The organism is Coprococcus aceti, assembly GCF_025567285.1.
Lineage (GTDB): Bacteria > Bacillota > Clostridia > Lachnospirales > Lachnospiraceae > Coprococcus > Coprococcus aceti.
On the sequence record NZ_JAOQJT010000001.1, the window covers coordinates 316,852 to 336,032 of the forward strand.

The window sequence follows — 19,181 nt, forward strand, 5'->3', positions numbered from 1 at the left end:
AAAAAATAAAACATTTATAAAGAATAGTCCGCCTTAATTGCATTGAAAAAAATTAAATGCTATGATTTGCCAGTAATACTGACAAATATATAAAAGAGTAATGCATATAGAACATAATACGTTATGTGTATGCACACAGACGTGGCGCAAAGCACCTTACTATGCTTTTGCACAATATAATCTTAAAAAGGGAGGACGTAATGCTTCAGCTTAAGAATATCGTGAAGGATTATCACACTGGTGATGAAGTTGTTCAGGCACTTAAGGGTGTATCTGTGAACTTTAGGAGAAATGAGTTCGTGTCCATACTTGGCCAGTCGGGTTGTGGAAAGACAACGCTTCTGAACATAGTGGGCGGACTGGATCAGTACACCAGTGGAGATCTGGTTATCAATGGCAAGTCGACAAAGGATTTCAAGTCAAGAGACTGGGATTCATATAGAAACAATTCAGTCGGATTTGTATTCCAGAGCTACAATCTGATACCGCATCAGTCGGTACTGTCAAATGTAGAGCTTGCGCTCACTTTGTCAGGAGTATCAAAGGCAGAGAGAAGAAAGAGAGCGAAGGAGGTTCTGGAGAAGGTCGGTCTGGAAAATCAGATTCACAAGAAACCAAACCAGATGTCCGGTGGACAGATGCAGAGAGTTGCCATCGCCAGAGCACTCATAAACGATCCGGATATTCTGTTGGCGGATGAGCCAACGGGTGCACTTGACACAGAGACAAGTGTTCAGATCATGGAACTGCTCAAGGAGATAGCCAAGGACAAGCTGGTTATTATGGTCACGCACAACCCGGAGTTGGCACAGCAGTATTCAACAAGAATCGTAAAGCTCCTCGATGGAAATATAATAGATGACTCCAATCCATTCTCAGATGAGGATGAAGCAAAGGAGGATGACGGAAGTTATGAACCTAGAAAGACATCCATGAGTATGTTCACAGCGTTCTCGCTGAGTCTGAACAACCTCATGACCAAGAAAGGAAGGACATTCTTAACAGCATTTGCCGGAAGTATAGGAATCATAGGAATAGCGCTTATCTTGTCGCTTTCATCCGGATTTCAGAAGTATATCAACGATGTGCAGGAGGAGACGCTTGCCACGTATCCGGTGCAGATAACGAAGAAAGCGATGGATTACGATGAGTTGCTTTCAAAGATGGTAGGTAACAACGAGGAGGATTCAGATCACAATCACGCTGGCGAGGACAAGGTATATTCGGGAGATATCATGGGAGACATGCTCGTGTCCATGGTGTCAGATGTGAAGGAGAACGACCTTGAGTCATTTAAGAATTATATAGAAGACGATGCAAACGGCTTCACTAAGTATACAAGTGATATAACATACACATATGATACACCATTATATGTGTTTAACGGGAACAGTGCAAATGGCGGTGTTGCCCAGGTAAATCCAAGCACCACAATGACAGATATGGGATTTGGAGGTATGGCGGAGGCACAGGAGTCAACGGCAGATTTCATGTCGGCATTTAGCTACGGTTCATCGTCAATGGACATGTGGACACAGATGCTTGACAACGACACTCTGCTCAAGCAGCAGTACGATGTGCTGGCAGGACACTGGCCTGAGAATAAGAACGAGGTTGTGCTTGTCGTCGACAAGAACAATGAGATAAGTGATTTTACACTGTATACTCTTGGACTTAGGGATTCAAAGGAACTGAGCGATATGGTTTCAACCATACTTGCTGGCGGAGAGGCACCGGAGCTTGAGCAGATGGTGTTTACATACGATGACCTTCTTAATCTCAAGTTTAAGGTTGTGCTTCCGGGCGATCTGTACAAGAAGAATGATGATGGAACATACACAGATATGAGTTCTGATGCTGATTTTCTGAAGTCTGCCGTGGCCAGGGGCCTTGAAGTAAAGGTGTCGGCAGTAATCAGGGCTTCGGATAAAGCGTATGCAACTACCATGCAGCCGGGATATATAGGTTACACATCGGAGCTTGCCAATTACATAGTTTCAGAGAACGAGAAGACAGATGTGCTTAAGGCTCAGATGGATAATCCTGATACTGACATATTTACAGGAATGCCATTTTCAGATGGCAAGGAACTGACAGCGGATGATGTGGATATGGATTCTGTTATGCAGCAGCTTATGGCTTCAGGTCAGGTTACTGAGGACATGCAGGCACAGATGGCGTCCATGACCAAGGATCAGCTCTTCGATATGCTCAAGGGTTACGGTTTCTTCCAGGAGTCAACATCTACTTATGAGGATAACATGTCAAAGCTTGGATATGCAGAGCTTGCAAAGCCGGCTTCCATCAACCTCTACTGTGCAGAATTTGCGGATAAGGACGAGATAACAAAGCTTATAGACAAGTACAACGAGGATTATCCTGACAAGGAGATCACATACACTGATTATATTGGAATCATGCTGTCATCGGTGACAAAGATCATCAATGCGATAACCTACGTGCTCATAGCATTTGTGGCTATATCATTGATAGTTTCATCAATCATGATCGGAATCATCACATATATCTCAGTTCTTGAGAGAACGAAGGAGATCGGTATTCTGCGAAGCATAGGAGCTTCAAAGAAGGATATCTCAAGAGTGTTCAATGCGGAGACATTTATCATAGGTCTCTTCTCAGGACTCATAGGAATCGGCGTGACGATGCTGATCAATATACCGATCAGTAAGGTGATAGAGAGTTATATCAACGTTGCTGGTGTATCGGCGCTTCCTTGGAGGGGTGGAGTGATGCTGGTAATCATCAGCGTTATACTGACATTGATCGGAGGACTTATCCCATCGAGACTTGCTGCCAAGAAGGATCCTGTTATAGCGCTCAGAAGTGAGTAATTATAAATTATCTGAATACAAAAAGAAAAGGCTGCCATCTCTGGCAGCCTCTTCTTTTTGTATTAAAAGGGAGTGACTGCAACTACATTATGTGAGGGGAGGGTGTTGCAGTCGTTTATGAAAAAGGGGATGTAAACAACTCGCTTACGCTCTCGCTGTTTACATTTAATAATATACTGAGAAAATGTGTTCTAATTTTGGAGAAGTTGTGTAGAAAATGTGTTTTTCGGGTAAAAATATGAAGATGCTGTAAGAAATTTAAAGGATATAAAAACAGCATAAGGCAGACATGGCTAGAAATTAGAAAGGTAAGTAAAGGTATGAGACAAAATGTGTATTGTCCTGTTTATTTTTGCTGATTATATAATGTATAATGGTAGAAATGTATTTAGGAGGATAAACAGATGGCAGGAAGTCATATAGCAATACCAACCATTCTTAAGATCGGAAAGGGAACCCTGAATGATCTGGGCAAATATATAAGTGCTTCCGGGATGAAGAATGCTGTTATTTATTTTGGAAATGGACTCATAGACATGTTTGGACAGCAGGTCATGGATTCTCTGAAGAAGGAAAATGTGACAGTTGTGGAGTACAGAGAGCTGGATTCCACCAATATAGAGGATATAATCAAGCTGGCATTTGATATAGATGCGAAGGCCCAGGTGATCGTGGGTATCGGCGGAGGAAAGGTTATTGATGTGGCAAAGTATGCGGCATATCTCAGAAAGCTTCCTTTTATAAGTATTCCGACATCGGCATCATCGGATGGTTTCTCAAGCGCCAGCGCATCACTTATGGTAAATGGACGGCGTACATCGGTGCCGGCAAGAATGGCATATGGAATCATAGCTGACACGGAGATCATCAAGTCTGCTCCAGAGAGATTCCTTTACTCGGGAATCGGAGATATGGTATCCAAGATCACATCCCTCTATGACTGGCTCTTCGAGTCTGAACTGGGATACTCTGAGATGAACGATTTTGCAGTTATGATAGCGAAGAAGGCGGTGAACAGCTTCGTCAGAACACCATTTGAGACGATCAAGGATGACCTCTTCCTGAAGGAGCTTCTCGATTCCCTTGCCATGAGCGGTGTTGCTAATGAGATTGCAGGCGGAAGCACACCGACATCCGGAAGTGAACACCTGATCTCACATGCACTTGACAAGATGCTTGAACAGCCACAGCTCCATGGAATCCAGGTGGGAATTGCCACATATATCATGGCGGTTGTCCAGGATCACAGATATGTCAGGGTAAATGCTATATTTGAGAAGACCGGTTTCTGGGATTATGTAGCTACACTTGATCTCAAGAGAGAAGATTTCGCAAAGGCGATAGACATGGCACCACAGATAAAGCCTCACAGACACACATACCTTCATGAGGAGAAGTACAGAGAACTTGCCAAGAAGGTTCTGTATGAGGACGAGGTACTTAAGAGAGTATTCGACTAAGAAAAAAGGTGTGAAGAATGGTACTGCAAGGTGGAAAAACAGTGTATCGTGTAAAACAATGAACAGTATGTGGATGCCAGCCGTGGAGGGCATTGTCAGGAGAGTATTATATGGAAGAAAACAATTTCGGCTATGGCTTTGAACATGATGACTATGGGAGATTTGAGCAGGATATTGACCAGGACACAGCTTATGTGATCAGACCTGAGCAGATGGGCGGTGGAGCTTCCCCGCAGCCACAGATAAAGAGGACGATCCCTATAGTTACGATTGCATTGATAGTGGCAAATGTCATAGCTGGCATCATGTGTATCGGTGTGGACAATTACTCCAGAACCGGTGGACTCAACTATCAGTACGTGAAGCTGAATGGCGAGTATGGACGACTTATATCGGCGATGTTCCTGCATTCTGGCTTTGATCATCTCTTTGGCAATATGTTTGCACTATATATGTTTGGCTCCACGGTGGAGAGAAAACTTGGCTCCCTGAGGACGACTATCATATACTTTGTATCAGGAATTGTTGCCGGGATCATATCCATGAATGTGTATCATATGACTGATCCTGACAGAATGCATTTCTCTATAGGAGCATCAGGGGCGGTGTTCGGAATCATATGTGCTGCTGTGTTCCTGACATTCATGGGCAACAGGAAAGCAAGCAGAAAAGATATGATGGTATCCATAGTTGTTGTGGTCATATATGCTCTGTATACAAATGAGAAGAATATAGATATCTATGCGCATGTGGGTGGTGCGATCGTGGGAGGAATCCTTGCATTTGCACTGAATATCAAGCGGTGGGAGAAGTTTAGGGAGAACAAATTCTGCAAGCTTTTGGCAGTCATACTCACATTGTCCATGTGCGTGACAGGTATCGGTGAGGCGGGGATCGGCAAAGATGCAGCCGATCTTCCGGATAAGAGGATAGATTATATAAAGGAACAGAAGATATTCCCGGATGGAGACACAACCTATGGGGATGGTCTGGATGCCTATTGCAGCGATGAACACTGGCAGGCATTTGTCGCGACGGACGGAAGTCAGATAGTGCAGTTTGAAGGGAATGCCACATATAAGGGGCAGCAGGTGACGGTCACAGTCCAGTTTCAGATAGAGGGTGACTGCGAGGGCTATCAGCCGGGATATGTCGGGCTGAATGATGTGGGACAGAACAGTGAGAGTGCCACGGAATTCATGTTGACAGTGTGTGGAAGATCGATAAATGAGCTGAAGTACGGAAGATAAATATCGTTGTGTGAACAAATGTGTCATGGTATACTAAATCTGTATATCCATATGCGGATAGAGAAGATATGTGTCTCAGAATATGGGCAGATATATCAGGAAAAGTATATGGTATAAGATCTATTATAATCAGGAAAGTACAGAGATAGAGAAAACATGGCACTCAAATACGTGATGATAAATGACATAATTGAAGAACATAATGCAAGAATGCAGAATCTGAGGAAATATTACCCGTTTTTTGTTCTGGCTGAGACCACATTTGCGCAGTATAAGGAAGGTCGTTATGCACAGCTGGACATGGGTTATATAACCATGGCGATTCTGCGTTTTTTTATTCAGGAGAACAGCTTCAATGAGCGTGAAGTGTCATACGATGAATATGAGGAATTCATGGGGCAGCTCCTTGACCGTGATTTCGATGTGGAGATTGCGGGAGATGACAGGGCTGACCTGATAATGTATATATTTGACAAGATCAAGAACGACGGAAGAGCATTTGAATTCACGTTCTATGATCCGGGAAAGAAGCAGCGCAAGACGGGACGAGTGAAGCTGATAGACAGCCATATAGTGGATGGCAAGGTTCTGTATTTCATCACTGCGGATGGAATCGAATTCTATCTGGACACCAAGGAGATCAAGGACGAGAGCAAGATCAACGTGCAGCAGCTTCTTCTGGAAAAGATGATCGTTGGAGAGAACTTCCGTGGCGGTATCGAGGTCGTGCGCAGGATCAATAGCGAGGTGAACAGGCTGATCCGCGAGAAGGATGAGATAGTAAATCTTCTGTCCATCGACGTGTTCAAGGGCGCGGAGGAGTACGAGAATTATATGAAGACCGTCGGCAAATGGTTCGCTGACGAGCAGAAGCTCTTTGCCAAGAACAAAGCTCTGGTGGACAAAGCGATCACTAAGGCGAGCTATGATAATATGGGCAAGGGCAACCTGAAAGCTATGGAGGAGATAAGCCAGCTTGAGCTTGAACTCAAGAGGACCATCATCAAGCACGGAAGTCTGATAAGCAGCACAATGGAGCTGCAGAACATATCAGACAATATCATACACAAGGCAAAGCTGCAGAAGCTTAGACCTGCATTTGACTTTGCAGGACAGCTTCAGAGTATCATAAAAGAGGACAGACCGGATAAGATACTCACCATACTTGCGCCTCTCTTCGCTCCGAGGATCGTGAAAACGTTCAGCATGACATCCATAGATCACATGCTCACGCTGAAGTCCGAGGACAATGCGAAGACCACAAAGGTGAAGAAGGAGCAGCTTGATCCGAGCTTCCGTTACGAAGATGAACTGCTCGATGAACAGATAAGTGCCAACTTCACAAAGCTGTTCCACGAGCTTCTTGACCAGCTGAACAAATGGGGACACCTGAGTCTCAAGGAATTCAATGGAATACTTGAAGTTAAGTTTGGAAAAGAAATCTATGACAACAAAGATTACTATTCCTTCCTCACACACCTAGCTCAGAAGGACAGGTACAGCGTGGATGAGATACTGGCAAAGCCGGACACTATGCTGGAGGGAATGCTGGTAGATCACATAGAGAGAATAAAAACTGGCAAAGGTATTGCTATTTTGCAGAATCAGACCGATGGTGATATGGGGCATGGCGGTTCTGGTCTCTCCCGTGAGATGTATGCACCGGAACTCACACTGGATGCGTTCAGAGGCATGACATTTACACTGGAATTCCATCCAGACGAAGAGATACAGATTGGCGAGGACATGTACGTTACGGGAATTCAGTTTAACAAAACCAGCTGAGAGTGATTGTACGGAGAATAGGAGAAAAAGATGGAAAGTAAGAATCTGGACAAGGCGATAGAGATATATTCCAAGTTAATATCAGGTGAGGAGATCTGCAAGAAGCATCCCGACAACGGCCCGCTGTACGATGAATTCTACGGCAATGCCGAGGTGTACGACATCGTCATGAATATGATGAAGAAGATGAACCTGTCACTGTACGAGTACAATGACAGCTTGTATATAACAGCCGGAGAGGGCAACAGGGTATTTGGCTATACGAATGACGACATGAAGAAGCTTCTGGGACTTCGTCTGAACAAGGAGCTCTATCTGTGTTACTTCATTATGTATATGACACTTCTCTATTTTTACAAGGATTCATCCAGCTATCAGTTCAGGGAGTATGTGAAGTCAGAGAACATTATAGATGAGACAAGCAAATATCTTGCGGACATAACGAAGAAGCTTGATGTTCTGTCAACTGATGAGGTGGAGCAGGACAGCTTCAAGGCGATAGCGCTTCTGTGGGATGAGCTCCCGGCGGTGACGGGCAATCAGGAGGGCGACAGCGCCAGGGCGTCCAAGGCATCCCGGGCGGGTTATGTGAAGTTGGTGTTCAACTTCATGTCGGCCCAGCGGTTATTTGTGGAGAATGCGGACAGGTACTATCCGACAGACAGGATGAAGGCTTTGTCGGAGAACTATTTTGAGGAATACAGAGGACGGCTGTATCAGCTGCTTGGAGGTGAAGAAGAGGATGCCTAGTATCAACAGGATAAGGGTCAATAATGTAAAATATAACTTTGGTACACAGCAGTACGATGACTTCACCATGAGAATGTATGGCAAGAACACGCTGTATGATCTGGCAAATGGAGGAGGAAAGAGTATTCTCATGCTTCTGCTCCTTCAGAACCTGATACCGAACTGTACTCTGGATGAGAAGCAGCCTGTGGAGAAGCTTTTCCGTGCGGGCGGCGGCAACACAGTCATCCATTCGCTGATCGAGTGGAAGCTTGACGAGGCGGATATAAAGGATGGCTACAGATACATGACCACTGGATTCTGTGCCAGAAAGGCGAAGGATGCTGCGGATGCCGGGGAGGTACAGAAGGACACTGCATCCATAGAGTATTTTAATTACTGCATTTTCTACAGGGAATATAACAAGAATGACATAGTGAACCTTCCTTTGTCGGAGGGTAATGAGAGGATTACATTCAACGGTTTAAAGACATATCTCAAGGATCTCGGACACAGGGATATGAGTCTGGAGGTCAGGGTATTTGACAAGAAGGGCGAGTACCAGAGATTTATAAGTGGCTATGGTCTCCACGAGAGCCACTGGGAAATCATACGCGGAATCAACAAGACAGAGGGGCACGTAAGAACGTATTTTGAGACAAATTACAGGACCACAAGGAAGGTCGTGGAGGATCTGCTTATAGAGGAGATCATAGAGAAGGCATTTGCCACAAAGACAGGACGAAACGGTGAGGAAGACACCATGGCAGAGACTCTTCTCGACATCAAGGACAAGCTGAACGTTCTGGCACAGAGAAAGCGTGACATAGCCAACTATGACCACCAGATAGAATTGATAAATGTGCTCGAGGGCAAGGTGAACTCATGCATAGGTCTCTACGAGGACAACGACAGGATATGTAAGGGCCTGGCCGATGTGTATGCCACAGGAAGGGCGTGTACACAGGAGGGCGACACCCATATGGAGGAGCTGGCGAAGGCAAAGGCTGACGCCGGGGAGCAGATGGAACAGCAGAACAAGCGTCTGGCAAATCTCAGGGTCACCAGGGATTATCTGCGCCTTGAGGACATGAACCGCAAGATGGATGACACTGCCACGCAGATAGAGGACAATGAGAAGAAGCTTGCGGAGCTGAAAAACCAGATCGGCTACAAGGAGAGTGCAAATGACTACCTTGTATACAGGGAGAACAAGCGACAGTACGAAGAGAGCAGACTGATAGTCGACAATATAAGAAACAACATCGGATCATCCAGTGAGAAGATGGCGGTGTATGCGTACAACAGACGCATCCGTGATGAGAAGAAGCTTGCAGAGCTCATGGCGGCAAGGGAAGAGGCCCAGACCAGCTATGATCACGCACTTGAGGAGGCTGAGTACTGCAGAAAGGTCATGAGGGAGGGCGAGATCGCCCAGGCGGTGGCGGAGAACAATATCGCTGATGCCACAGCCAAGATTGATGAGATAAGTGCCCGCATAAGTGAGCTGGCTGCATCGGTCAACCTGCTCGTAGTGGGTGATGTGAAGGATATGATGAACAAGGCTCAGGAGGAGTCTGACAGGATACTTGCTGAGATGACAGAGTTGGAGATATCCATAGCAGATGGCAGGACAAAGCTGTACGATGACAGATACAGACTGACGACTGTGCAGGCTGAGTATGATGCGCTGGAGAGAAGCTGCGAGGATGCAAGGCTTGACGCCGAGGCGTACAGGCAGTCGGGAAGCCAGCTCGACAGCATCATGGCAGTATACTCTGTGGAGAATCCACAGGATATAACAGGTGTTATAAATGACAGGATTAGGGGCACCATAACAGAGACGATCAAGCGCCAGCAGGAGATCGACAGACTGACAAAGCTTGCGAAATGCTATGAGGATGGCAGACCATTTCCGCCGTCGGAGGGTGCTGAGACTGTGATAAACTACATCTCCACCAGACATGGGCTCATGGCCATGCATGGTGCGGATTATCTGTCGGCACTCCCGGGTGATACAAAAGAGGAGCTGCTTCAGGCAAATCCATACCTGCCGTACAGTGTTGTGACAAAGGGATTTGATAGTCTGGAGGACGATATAAATCTCGGTTCGATAGACACCGGCAGCGAATGTGTAATGGTGTACGATATGGATAAGCTTTCAGACTCAGCGATAGTTCCCGCCGAGAACATGCTTATCATAGGAAGAGACAGGAAATATTTCATGTCTAAGGACTCCATAGAGGACGCCAGAAAGGCAAATGCTGATAAAATAGCAGGTCTCACGGAGGAGATCAGTCTGATAAATGAGAAGCTTGCGACTTATCAGGAGGATCTTGCATTTGTCACAAGGCTTGTGGATGCGAGATATACAGGTGCCGAGGACAGGGAGAGAGAGCTGAACCAGGCACTGCTCGATAAGAAGGATGAGCTTGAGGAGCTTAAGACATCGATCAAGGTTACAGAGACGGAGCTTAATAATAACACTGAGAGATATGGAGACCTGCAGCAGAGTCAGCAGAAGGAATCTGACAGAAGACAGACATTTGTCATGATAGAGCAGCTGTCGGATCTTGCAAGACCGGAGGAGCAGAGACTTGCCGAGTATAAGCAGAGGAAGTCTGACCTTGTGGCAAAGCTGTCAGGACTTCAGAGCGATGTGCTGAAGTGGTCGACGACGGTTGGAGAGACTGAGTCAAAGCTTGCGGGGCTTACAAGGAATATAGAGGATATCCAGTACAAGTGGACGGAGTATTTCGAACCGTATCTGCCGAAGTCTGAGAATGCGGGAGTTGCTGAAAATACAGATGGTGTAGGCGTGGCTGCTGCGGCATGGCAGGACGGAATACCGGAGGAATACAAGGAGACTTTGGACATTTCAGATGAACGGCTTGAACAGGAATTTATGGCTATGCTGGCGGTTTCAAAGGAGCATGCGCCGGATCTTGAGGACAAGAAGAAGCTCATGGATGCGCTGAAGAAGTCAATGGACAGAATACAGAAGACCATAGAGAAGAGAGGCTTTGACATGGCGGTATTTGCCGAGGCAGGAGAGCTCTATCCGACGTCTGAGGACAATCTCAGGGAGATGGACGATGAGCTGGCAAGGCTCACGTTGATAGAGGCGTCGCTGATGCAGCAGCAGAAGGCTGACCAGAAGGCGTATAGCAAGCTTGAGGGAAGCATAGAGTATGCGATAGAGAACATCAACCGCACATACGGCGATAGCAGCTATGTACGTGAGGAGATATCTGCAGCCGATGCAGATACAGCCATAGCCAATGGCGATGCGGTGCTTGCGGATATGAACCGCATATTCAAAGAAGCTGAGAAGGCGTACAGCGATTACTATAAGCAGTATGGTTTCATGGTGGATCTGTACAAGGATGTAAAGAGAATAGTCGATACAAATGACATAGATGTGTCCGGTGGAAATGTACTGGATGAAGACATGGATACCCTCAGACAGTTATTTGAGACAAGTCTCATGAAGTACGACAGGAGCATGAAAGCCCTTGACCGCGCGAAGAATGAAATCATGAGATTCAAGGGACAGACGGCGGATACACTAGTGGAGATGGGTGTATTCGAGATGGCCAATACGATCAGACAGGATGTGCAGGTTCCGGATACCTACAGTCAGGCAAAGGAACTTCTGGCAAATCTTCTTCAGATTATTGAGTTCATCAAGCTGGAGAAGGAGCGCGTTGAGAAGGGTATCGAGGATATGGTTGCCATCAAGGAGAACTTCGAGAATCAGTGTGTACAGAGATGTATGGATGTGAAGACTGAGCTTGAGAAGCTTCCAAAGCTGTCACGTATCACGGTGGGCGATGATGTGATCAAGATGGTCGATCTCACCATACCTTACGTGAAGGATGAATTTGTAAAGCAGAGGATGTCTGATTATATAGATGATATAGTGAAGGGTGCGGATGCCTACGAGGATGAACGAAAGAGGATCAAGTACATCCGTGACTGTCTGGGACTCAAGAAGCTGTTCGGTGTCATGGTCACAGATATGAATGCCATCAGACTCAATCTCTACAAGAGGGAGAGGATAAAGGAGCAGAGCCGGTATCTCAGGTATGAGGAGGCTGTTGGAAGTACGGGACAGTCTCAGGGAATCTACATTCAGTTTCTGGTTGCTGTCATCAACTACATTGCAGGAATGTACAGCCTGGCACCGGAGGAGTCGGTACAGTCTAAAACAATATTTATTGACAACCCGTTTGGTGCGGCGAAGGATATATACATATGGGAGCCTATATTTGCCATGCTGGCAGCCAACCATGTGCAGCTCATCGTACCTGCCCGTGGCGCGACACCGGCCATCACAGGACGCTTTGATGTGAACTATATCCTGGGACAGCAGATGGTGGGCGGAAAGCAGCAGACGGTAGTGGTGGACTACACCAGTAAGACGGATCAGGAAGAACTGGAATATCAGGAACTTTCCTATGAGCAGGCAACCTTCGACTTCATCTAGGGGGATTCAGGTTATGAGTTTCACAGTTTGCCTGAGTGATGTGACATTAAAAATGCGGGATATAGACGTAAGATGATAACATTTAAAATTCTATAAGGGAGAATGTATTATAATGACTTGGAACAGGAAACAGCTTAAAAAGGGAGCGTGGAACACGGTATTTAAACGTGGACTTATGGCTTGGATGGCTATGGTCGCTGTGTGTTTTATTTTCTCTTATCTTGGGGTAGATGATTCTTCCCAGACAAAATTCGTGAAGGGAATAGATCAGGTGCTTGGACAGGAGACCGAGCATGAGGCTGACAATGTGACCATACTCAAGGAGTATGTAAAGAATATGCCGATGATTGAGCATATGTCGGAGAAAAAAGCCGAGACAGTAGCCCGTGCGATAGACTCGGTGACGGCGAAGCAGACCTGGATCATCAAGCTTTTAGGCGCCAACACGGCATATGTGGAGAGAAATCCCGGCGAGGTCATAGTGATGCTCCTGATATCTGCTCTTATCATGGCTGTTGTCCATTTCTTTATACAGAGTGCGGCGATAGTGGGCAAATGCCGTTATGCCATGGAGTGCAGATACAGTGACAAGGTGTCCGTCAACCGGATGTTTGCACCTTTCCACAGACATTATTTACTCAGACTTATGTGGGTCATGTTCTGTTACAATGTTGTTATGACACTCTGGTGGCTCACGATAATCGGTGGTGTGTACAAGTATTATCAGTATAGGATGGTTCCATATCTCCTGGCGGAGAATCCAAGACTCAAGTGGAGAGATGCGAAGAACATGTCAAGGGAGATGACGAGAGGCTATAAGTGGAAAATGTTCCTGACGGATCTGTCGTGCATCCACGTGTGGATGATCAAGGCTATACCGGTTGCAGGACTTCTGGTAGCATTACCGTTTCAGATGGAGCTTGATGTGGAGATGTACTTCTGGTTCAGACAGAATATAGGTGTGGAAAATTTTGTCGAGGAAGCATTCAATGCTGCACCATATAACAAAAAGGCTATCGAGGCTGCTTATCAGTCGGCAGGAGACGCGGGAGTTGCTGAGGTATGGACTAAACCGGCCTATATTCTCCAGGATGTCGCGGTCGAGGTGCCTGAGGGAATGAAGGTGAAGAGTGAATACAGTCTCAGGGACTTCATTTTCTTCTTCTTTGTGTTCTGTTTTATAGGATGGCTGTGGGAGGTCGTACTCTATATAGTTATGGATCATGTTCTTGTAAACCGTGGAACCATGTATGGACCGTGGCTGCCTGTGTACGGAGTCGGCGGCGTTGCTATTATATTCCTGCTTGACCGCTTCAAGGCAGATAAGGCGAAGCTGTTCGCTATGGCGATGGTGGTATGTGGAATCATAGAATTCATAGCAAGCTGGGCACTGGATTTCTTCTTTAATTCACAGTATTGGGACTACAAGAACGAGTTTCTTAATGTAAATGGAAGAATATGTCTGGTGGGACTTCTTGCATTTGGTTTGGGCAGCCTGTTTGGAGTGTATATAGCGGCACCGAAGCTCAGTGAATTTCTGAATTCCAAGAGCAAAAAAGTGCAGAACATTATATGTATCACATTGTCGGTATTGTTTATCATAGATCTGATATGCTGCGCCATATTCGGATTTAACAAGGGCGAAGGAGTTGGCGGCACATATTAGGAACCAATATGACGAAGTCATATAAAAAGGAGGAATCAATATGACGGATATACAGAATGGTAAAATGGTTGATCCGGGGAAACAGTCCTGGAATATAAAGGCGGGAGTATTCAGCTCCTGTATGCTGCATATCATTGCGATGGCATGCATGCTCAGTGATCACATGTGGGCAACGTTGTTTCCGTATGTGGATATACTTACGTGCATAGGAAGAATAGCATTTCCGATATTTGCCTTCATGATAGTTGAGGGATTTTATCACACCAGTAATTTCCGCAGATATCTGTGCAGAATGCTGATATTTGCGGTGATATCTGAAGTTCCGTTTGATCTTGTGTCCGGAGACAGTGTCCTGTATCTGTTTCATCAGAATGTACTTTGGACATTTCTCATAGGATTGCTGCTGATAGCATTGATAGACAAGGTGAGGAAAACGGGCAAGGTATGGCTGTGGATCCCGGTTGCGATTGTTGTGACTCTTGTGGGATATGTGATAGGAACGATCACCATGGTTGATTTCTATGGAGCGGGAGTTGTCATGGTTATAATGTTCTATCTGTTCCGGGGCAAGGAACCATGGAAATTGATAGCACAGCTCGTGTGTATGTATTATATCAATGCACAGCTGCTTAGTGGATATTGTTATACATTTAGTATAGCGGGACATAGCTTTGAATTCCCGCAGCAGGCGTTTGCGCTAATCGCATTGCCAGTGATATGGCTATACAATGGAAAATTGGGATACCATAAGAAGTGGTTTAAATACTTCTGTTATGCATTTTATCCGGGACACTTGCTTGTATTGTACATAATCTGGCAGATGGTGATGTAGACATGGTATGAGCAGAGAATCGGTGGGTTTTGCAGATATTTGAGAAAGGAAGAAATAGTATGAATGCGGCTCATAAGATAGTGGTTTTGGTTGGCAGTATATTCCTTGCTGTCGGCGTTTTCGTGGGAATTATATTTGCAATTGTGGCGGAGCCGGGAAAATTCCCCCTGGCTATGTTGAGCCTTCCGGGAGGTTTCTTACTGATCGGTGGGAGCATGGATATAGTGGTGGCGATATTGGTCCACAACAAGAAGATGATAGTAAAAAAAGGTGTGAAGTATCCTGCAAAGATATATGGATACACAGAGAATACTTCTGTTAAGGTGAACAATACATATATGATGGACACGATCGTGCATTACTTTGACAGCTACCATGTCGAGCGGGAGGCTATAATACCAACTGGATTCACAAGGGGTGCCGGCATGTACCCGATAGGTCTGACGATAGATATATTCGAGTACAACGGCAAATACGGCTATGATCCGGATTCAGTAAGGGATGAGAGGCTTCCAGGTGAAGAAGAGCTCATGGACGACAAGCCGGTGGCGCCGGATAAGCTGAGACTTGTGGCGGTCAGATGCCCGAATTGTGGTTCGAGTTTCCGTGCAGCGACTGGATATTCCAGCAAATGTCCTTATTGTGGAAATTACTTGAATGTGAATATGTAAGCTTGAAAAAGAGCGTGGGTGAGTCGAACCCACGCTCTAGCAAAAAGGAGATAATTTTATGCACAAACCTACGAAACAACAACAAAAAGATAAAAACAAGCCGTTATAGAAGATTCCACTAAAACTAAAATGCCGAGAATGAGTCAAAACTGCCCAACTCAATATGCAATTTTACCCGTGTTAAGCAAAAAATACACCTGACATATAACTATTAACCAGTGTGAATTGGTAAAAATATCTATAAAAAAATCAATAAATCACAAAATTTTGCTAATTAATCCAAAAATATTCTATTCTTTCAAATCCCGTATCAACTTATAATGAGTACAGTCAATGAGGCAAGACGAAAAAATAAAACACACAAAGCCAAAGGATGTGTTAAGTTTCAGAAAACTTAACATGCAGCATCAGCCCTTGCCGAAGGCAATTACAAATGGGCTGATGTTCAAAGAACAGGAGGGAATGTAATATGAGAAAAAGAAGAATTTTAGCTGTAGCAGCAGCTGCAACACTTGCTTTATCAATGGTAGGATGTGGATCAGGCGGAAGCTCAAGTGGCGGAAGCTCAAGCAGTGGAGTAGCCAACAAGGACAAGCCACTTTGCTGGTTCAACCGTCAGCCATCTAACAGTTCAACAGGAGAGCTTGACAAGGACGCTCTTAGCTACAACAAGGACACATATTATGTAGGATTTGATGCTAATCAGGGTGCTGAGCTCCAGGGCCAGATGGTTCTTGATTACATCAAGGCAAATGCAGCAACGATCGATCGTAACGGTGATGGAGTCATCGGATATGTACTTGCAATCGGTGATATCGGACACAATGATTCAATCGCACGTACAAGAGGTGTTCGTTCAGCACTTGGCACAGGAGTTGATGCAAACGGAGCAGTTGATTCAACACCAGCCGGAACAAACGTAGATGGTAAGGCAACAGTAGTACAGGATGCTAAGCTTGATGTTGATGGCAAGACATATACGATCAGAGAGCTTGCATCACAGGAGATGAAGAACTCAGCAGGAGCTACATGGGATGCAGCTACAGCTGGTAATGCAATAGGAACATGGACAGCATCATTTGGTGATCAGATCGATGTAGTTGTTTCAAATAACGATGGTATGGGAATGTCAATGTTCAATGCCTGGGCAAAGGACAACAAGGTTCCTACATTTGGATACGATGCTAACAGCGATGCAGTTGCAGCAATTGCAGAGGGCTACGGCGGAACAATTTCACAGCATGCAGATGTTCAGGCTTACCTGACACTGAGAGTTCTCCGTAACGCACTTGATGGTGTAGATGTTGATACTGGTATCGGTACAGCAGACGAGGCTGGAAACCAGCTTGAGGAAGGTGTTGACTACAGATACAGCGCAGACGAGAGATCATACTACGCACTGAACGTGGCAGTAACAGCAGACAACTATCAGGATTTCACAGATTCAACAAAGGTTTATGACAAGGTTTCAAAGCAGCTTGACTCAAGCAAGAGTCCAAGCAAGAAGGTATGGCTTGACATCTACAACGCTTCAGATAACTTCCTGAGCTCAACATACCAGCCACTTCTTCAGAACTACGATGACCTTCTTAACCTGAATGTAGATTACATCGGTGGTGATGGACAGACAGAGTCTAACATCACAAACCGTCTTGGTAACCCAGGCGAGTACGATGCATTTGCAATCAACATGGTTAAGACAGACAATGCAGCATCATACACATCAATTCTCTCTAAGTAATATAAGTTACCTGGATGATTGATCAATAGGAAATGATTTAACTCAGAGGGGTGTCAGACTAAACATTTGATACCCTTCTTTTACTAAGAGCATGTATCAAGTTTTCTATGAAAACTTGATATGTAGCATCAGCCCTCGCCGAAGGCGACTATTAATGGGCTGATGTTCAATGAAAGGAAGTAGAGATATGGCAGAAGATAAGAATAAATACATCTTATCGATTCAAGGCATGAGCAAATCATTCGGCAGAAACAAGGTCCTTAACCATATTAATTTGAATGTTAAACCTGGTTCGATCATGGGACTTATGGGTGAGAATGGTGCCGGTAAATCGACAATGATGAAGTGTCTCTTCGGAACCTATCAGAAGGACGAAGGCACAATAATATTAGATGGAAAAGAAGTAAATTTCTCTGGCCCTAAGGATGCACTCGAGAATGGAGTTGCGATGGTTCATCAGGAATTAAATCAGTGTCTTGAGAGAAGCGTTGTTGACAACCTGTTCCTTGGACGTTATCCAAAGAACTCTCTTGGAGTCATCGATGAGGGCCGTATGAAGAAGGAAGCTTCAGACTTGTTCAGAAAGCTGGGTATAACGGTCAATCTTACACAGCCGATGAAGAGAATGTCAGTTTCCCAGAGACAGATGTGTGAGATCGCAAAGGCTATCTCGTACAATTCCAAGGTAATCGTACTTGATGAGCCTACATCATCACTGACAGCACCTGAGGTTGCAAAGCTTTTCAAGATGATGAGACAGCTCAAGGAGCAGGGAATTTCCCTGATCTACATCTCACATAAGATGGATGAGATATTCGAGATCTGTGATCAGATATCAGTTCTCCGAGACGGTAGTCTGGTCATGACAAAGGACAGCAAGGACACCAACATGAATGAGCTTATATCAGCCATGGTTGGTCGTTCACTTGATAACAGATTCCCACCGGTCGACAATACGCCGGGTGAGACGATCCTCTCAGTACAGGGACTCTCCACAAAGTATGCACCGAAGCTCCAGAACATCACATTTGATGTGAAGAAGGGTGAGATATTCGGTCTCTATGGTCTGGTTGGCGCAGGTCGTACAGAGCTCCTGGAAACTATATTTGGTATTCGTACAAGAGCAGCAGGAAATGTAATGTATGGTGGCAAGATCATGAACTTCACCGGTCCAAAGGATGCTATGGATCACGGATTTGCCCTCATCACTGAGGAGAGAAAGGCAAATGGTCTCTTCCTCAAGGCAGATATCACCTTCAATACCACCATTGCAAATATGAACCACTACAAGAGCGGCGTGGCACTGTCACATGACAGCATGGTTCGTGCCACAGCTGAGGAGATCAAGGTCATGCACACCAAGTGTATGGGACCTGACGATATGATCGCCAACCTGTCCGGTGGTAATCAGCAGAAGGTTATCTTCGGAAAATGGCTTGAGCGTTCACCAAATGTATTCATGATGGATGATCCTACAAGAGGTATCGATGTAGGAGCCAAGTATGAAATATATGAACTTATAATCAACATGGCAAAGCAGGGCAAGACTATCATAGTTGTCTCCTCTGAGATGCCGGAGATCCTGGGTATCACAAACCGTATAGGTGTTATGTCAAATGGACACCTTGCCGGAATTGTAAATACCAAGGAGACTAATCAGGAAGAATTGTTAAGACTTAGTGCTAAATATTTGTAATAGAGAGGAG

11 protein-coding genes are annotated in these 19,181 nt (G+C 45.3%); all 11 read left to right on the forward strand.

The window, feature by feature from the left end; translation table 11 throughout:
• Positions 1-200: 200 nt before the first annotated feature.
• Entirely contained in the window at positions 201-2,852 is a 2,652-nt protein-coding gene (locus OCV54_RS01480; RefSeq protein WP_055222384.1) for an ABC transporter ATP-binding protein/permease, read from the forward strand.
• A gap of 404 nt (positions 2,853-3,256) precedes the next feature.
• Complete coding sequence (locus OCV54_RS01485) at positions 3,257-4,312, forward strand: iron-containing alcohol dehydrogenase family protein (protein WP_022217410.1); 1,056 nt, start codon at positions 3,257-3,259, stop codon at positions 4,310-4,312.
• Positions 4,313-4,422: 110 nt separating this feature from the next.
• Entirely contained in the window at positions 4,423-5,562 is a 1,140-nt protein-coding gene (locus tag OCV54_RS01490) for a rhomboid family intramembrane serine protease (RefSeq protein ID WP_015534401.1), read from the forward strand.
• Between the two features lie 156 nt (positions 5,563-5,718).
• Entirely contained in the window at positions 5,719-7,347 is a 1,629-nt protein-coding gene (locus tag OCV54_RS01495; protein ID WP_055222385.1) for a hypothetical protein, read from the forward strand.
• Between the two features lie 30 nt (positions 7,348-7,377).
• Complete coding sequence (locus OCV54_RS01500; protein ID WP_004852816.1) at positions 7,378-8,097, forward strand: DUF6063 family protein; 720 nt, start codon at positions 7,378-7,380, stop codon at positions 8,095-8,097.
• Complete coding sequence (locus OCV54_RS01505; protein ID WP_242859618.1) at positions 8,039-12,565, forward strand: coiled-coil domain-containing protein; 4,527 nt, start codon at positions 8,039-8,041, stop codon at positions 12,563-12,565. Before OCV54_RS01500 ends, OCV54_RS01505 begins: the two co-directional genes overlap by 59 nt.
• Before the next feature lie 112 nt (positions 12,566-12,677).
• Positions 12,678-14,231, forward strand: coding sequence for a DUF975 family protein (locus OCV54_RS01510; protein ID WP_015534398.1), 1,554 nt, complete (start codon positions 12,678-12,680; stop codon positions 14,229-14,231).
• A 40-nt stretch (positions 14,232-14,271) separates the two neighbouring features.
• Positions 14,272-15,063 (forward strand): TraX family protein, encoded by a 792-nt coding sequence (locus OCV54_RS01515; RefSeq protein ID WP_055222386.1) that lies wholly within the window; start codon positions 14,272-14,274, stop codon positions 15,061-15,063.
• A 59-nt stretch (positions 15,064-15,122) separates the two neighbouring features.
• A complete protein-coding gene (locus tag OCV54_RS01520) occupies positions 15,123-15,734 on the forward strand; it encodes a TFIIB-type zinc ribbon-containing protein (RefSeq protein WP_055222387.1) in 612 nt (203 codons plus the stop codon).
• Positions 15,735-16,203: 469 nt separating this feature from the next.
• Entirely contained in the window at positions 16,204-17,475 is a 1,272-nt protein-coding gene (locus OCV54_RS01525; RefSeq protein ID WP_015534394.1) for a substrate-binding domain-containing protein, read from the forward strand.
• Positions 17,476-17,662: 187 nt separating this feature from the next.
• Complete coding sequence (locus OCV54_RS01530; RefSeq protein WP_015534393.1) at positions 17,663-19,171, forward strand: sugar ABC transporter ATP-binding protein; 1,509 nt, start codon at positions 17,663-17,665, stop codon at positions 19,169-19,171.
• The last annotated feature ends 10 nt before the right edge of the window (positions 19,172-19,181 follow it).

What these genes read in the sequence shown, in the direction of transcription:
- OCV54_RS01480 (WP_055222384.1), top strand. Translation starts at nt 201, where the DNA reads ATGCTTCAGCTTAAGAATATCGTGAAGGATTATCACACTGGTGATGAA.
- OCV54_RS01485 (WP_022217410.1), top strand. Translation starts at nt 3,257, where the DNA reads ATGGCAGGAAGTCATATAGCAATACCAACCATTCTTAAGATCGGAAAG.
- OCV54_RS01490 (WP_015534401.1), top strand. Translation starts at nt 4,423, where the DNA reads ATGGAAGAAAACAATTTCGGCTATGGCTTTGAACATGATGACTATGGG.
- OCV54_RS01495 (WP_055222385.1), top strand. Translation starts at nt 5,719, where the DNA reads ATGGCACTCAAATACGTGATGATAAATGACATAATTGAAGAACATAAT.
- OCV54_RS01500 (WP_004852816.1), top strand. Translation starts at nt 7,378, where the DNA reads ATGGAAAGTAAGAATCTGGACAAGGCGATAGAGATATATTCCAAGTTA.
- OCV54_RS01510 (WP_015534398.1), top strand. Translation starts at nt 12,678, where the DNA reads ATGACTTGGAACAGGAAACAGCTTAAAAAGGGAGCGTGGAACACGGTA.
- OCV54_RS01515 (WP_055222386.1), top strand. Translation starts at nt 14,272, where the DNA reads ATGACGGATATACAGAATGGTAAAATGGTTGATCCGGGGAAACAGTCC.
- OCV54_RS01520 (WP_055222387.1), top strand. Translation starts at nt 15,123, where the DNA reads ATGAATGCGGCTCATAAGATAGTGGTTTTGGTTGGCAGTATATTCCTT.
- OCV54_RS01525 (WP_015534394.1), top strand. Translation starts at nt 16,204, where the DNA reads ATGAGAAAAAGAAGAATTTTAGCTGTAGCAGCAGCTGCAACACTTGCT.
- OCV54_RS01530 (WP_015534393.1), top strand. Translation starts at nt 17,663, where the DNA reads ATGGCAGAAGATAAGAATAAATACATCTTATCGATTCAAGGCATGAGC.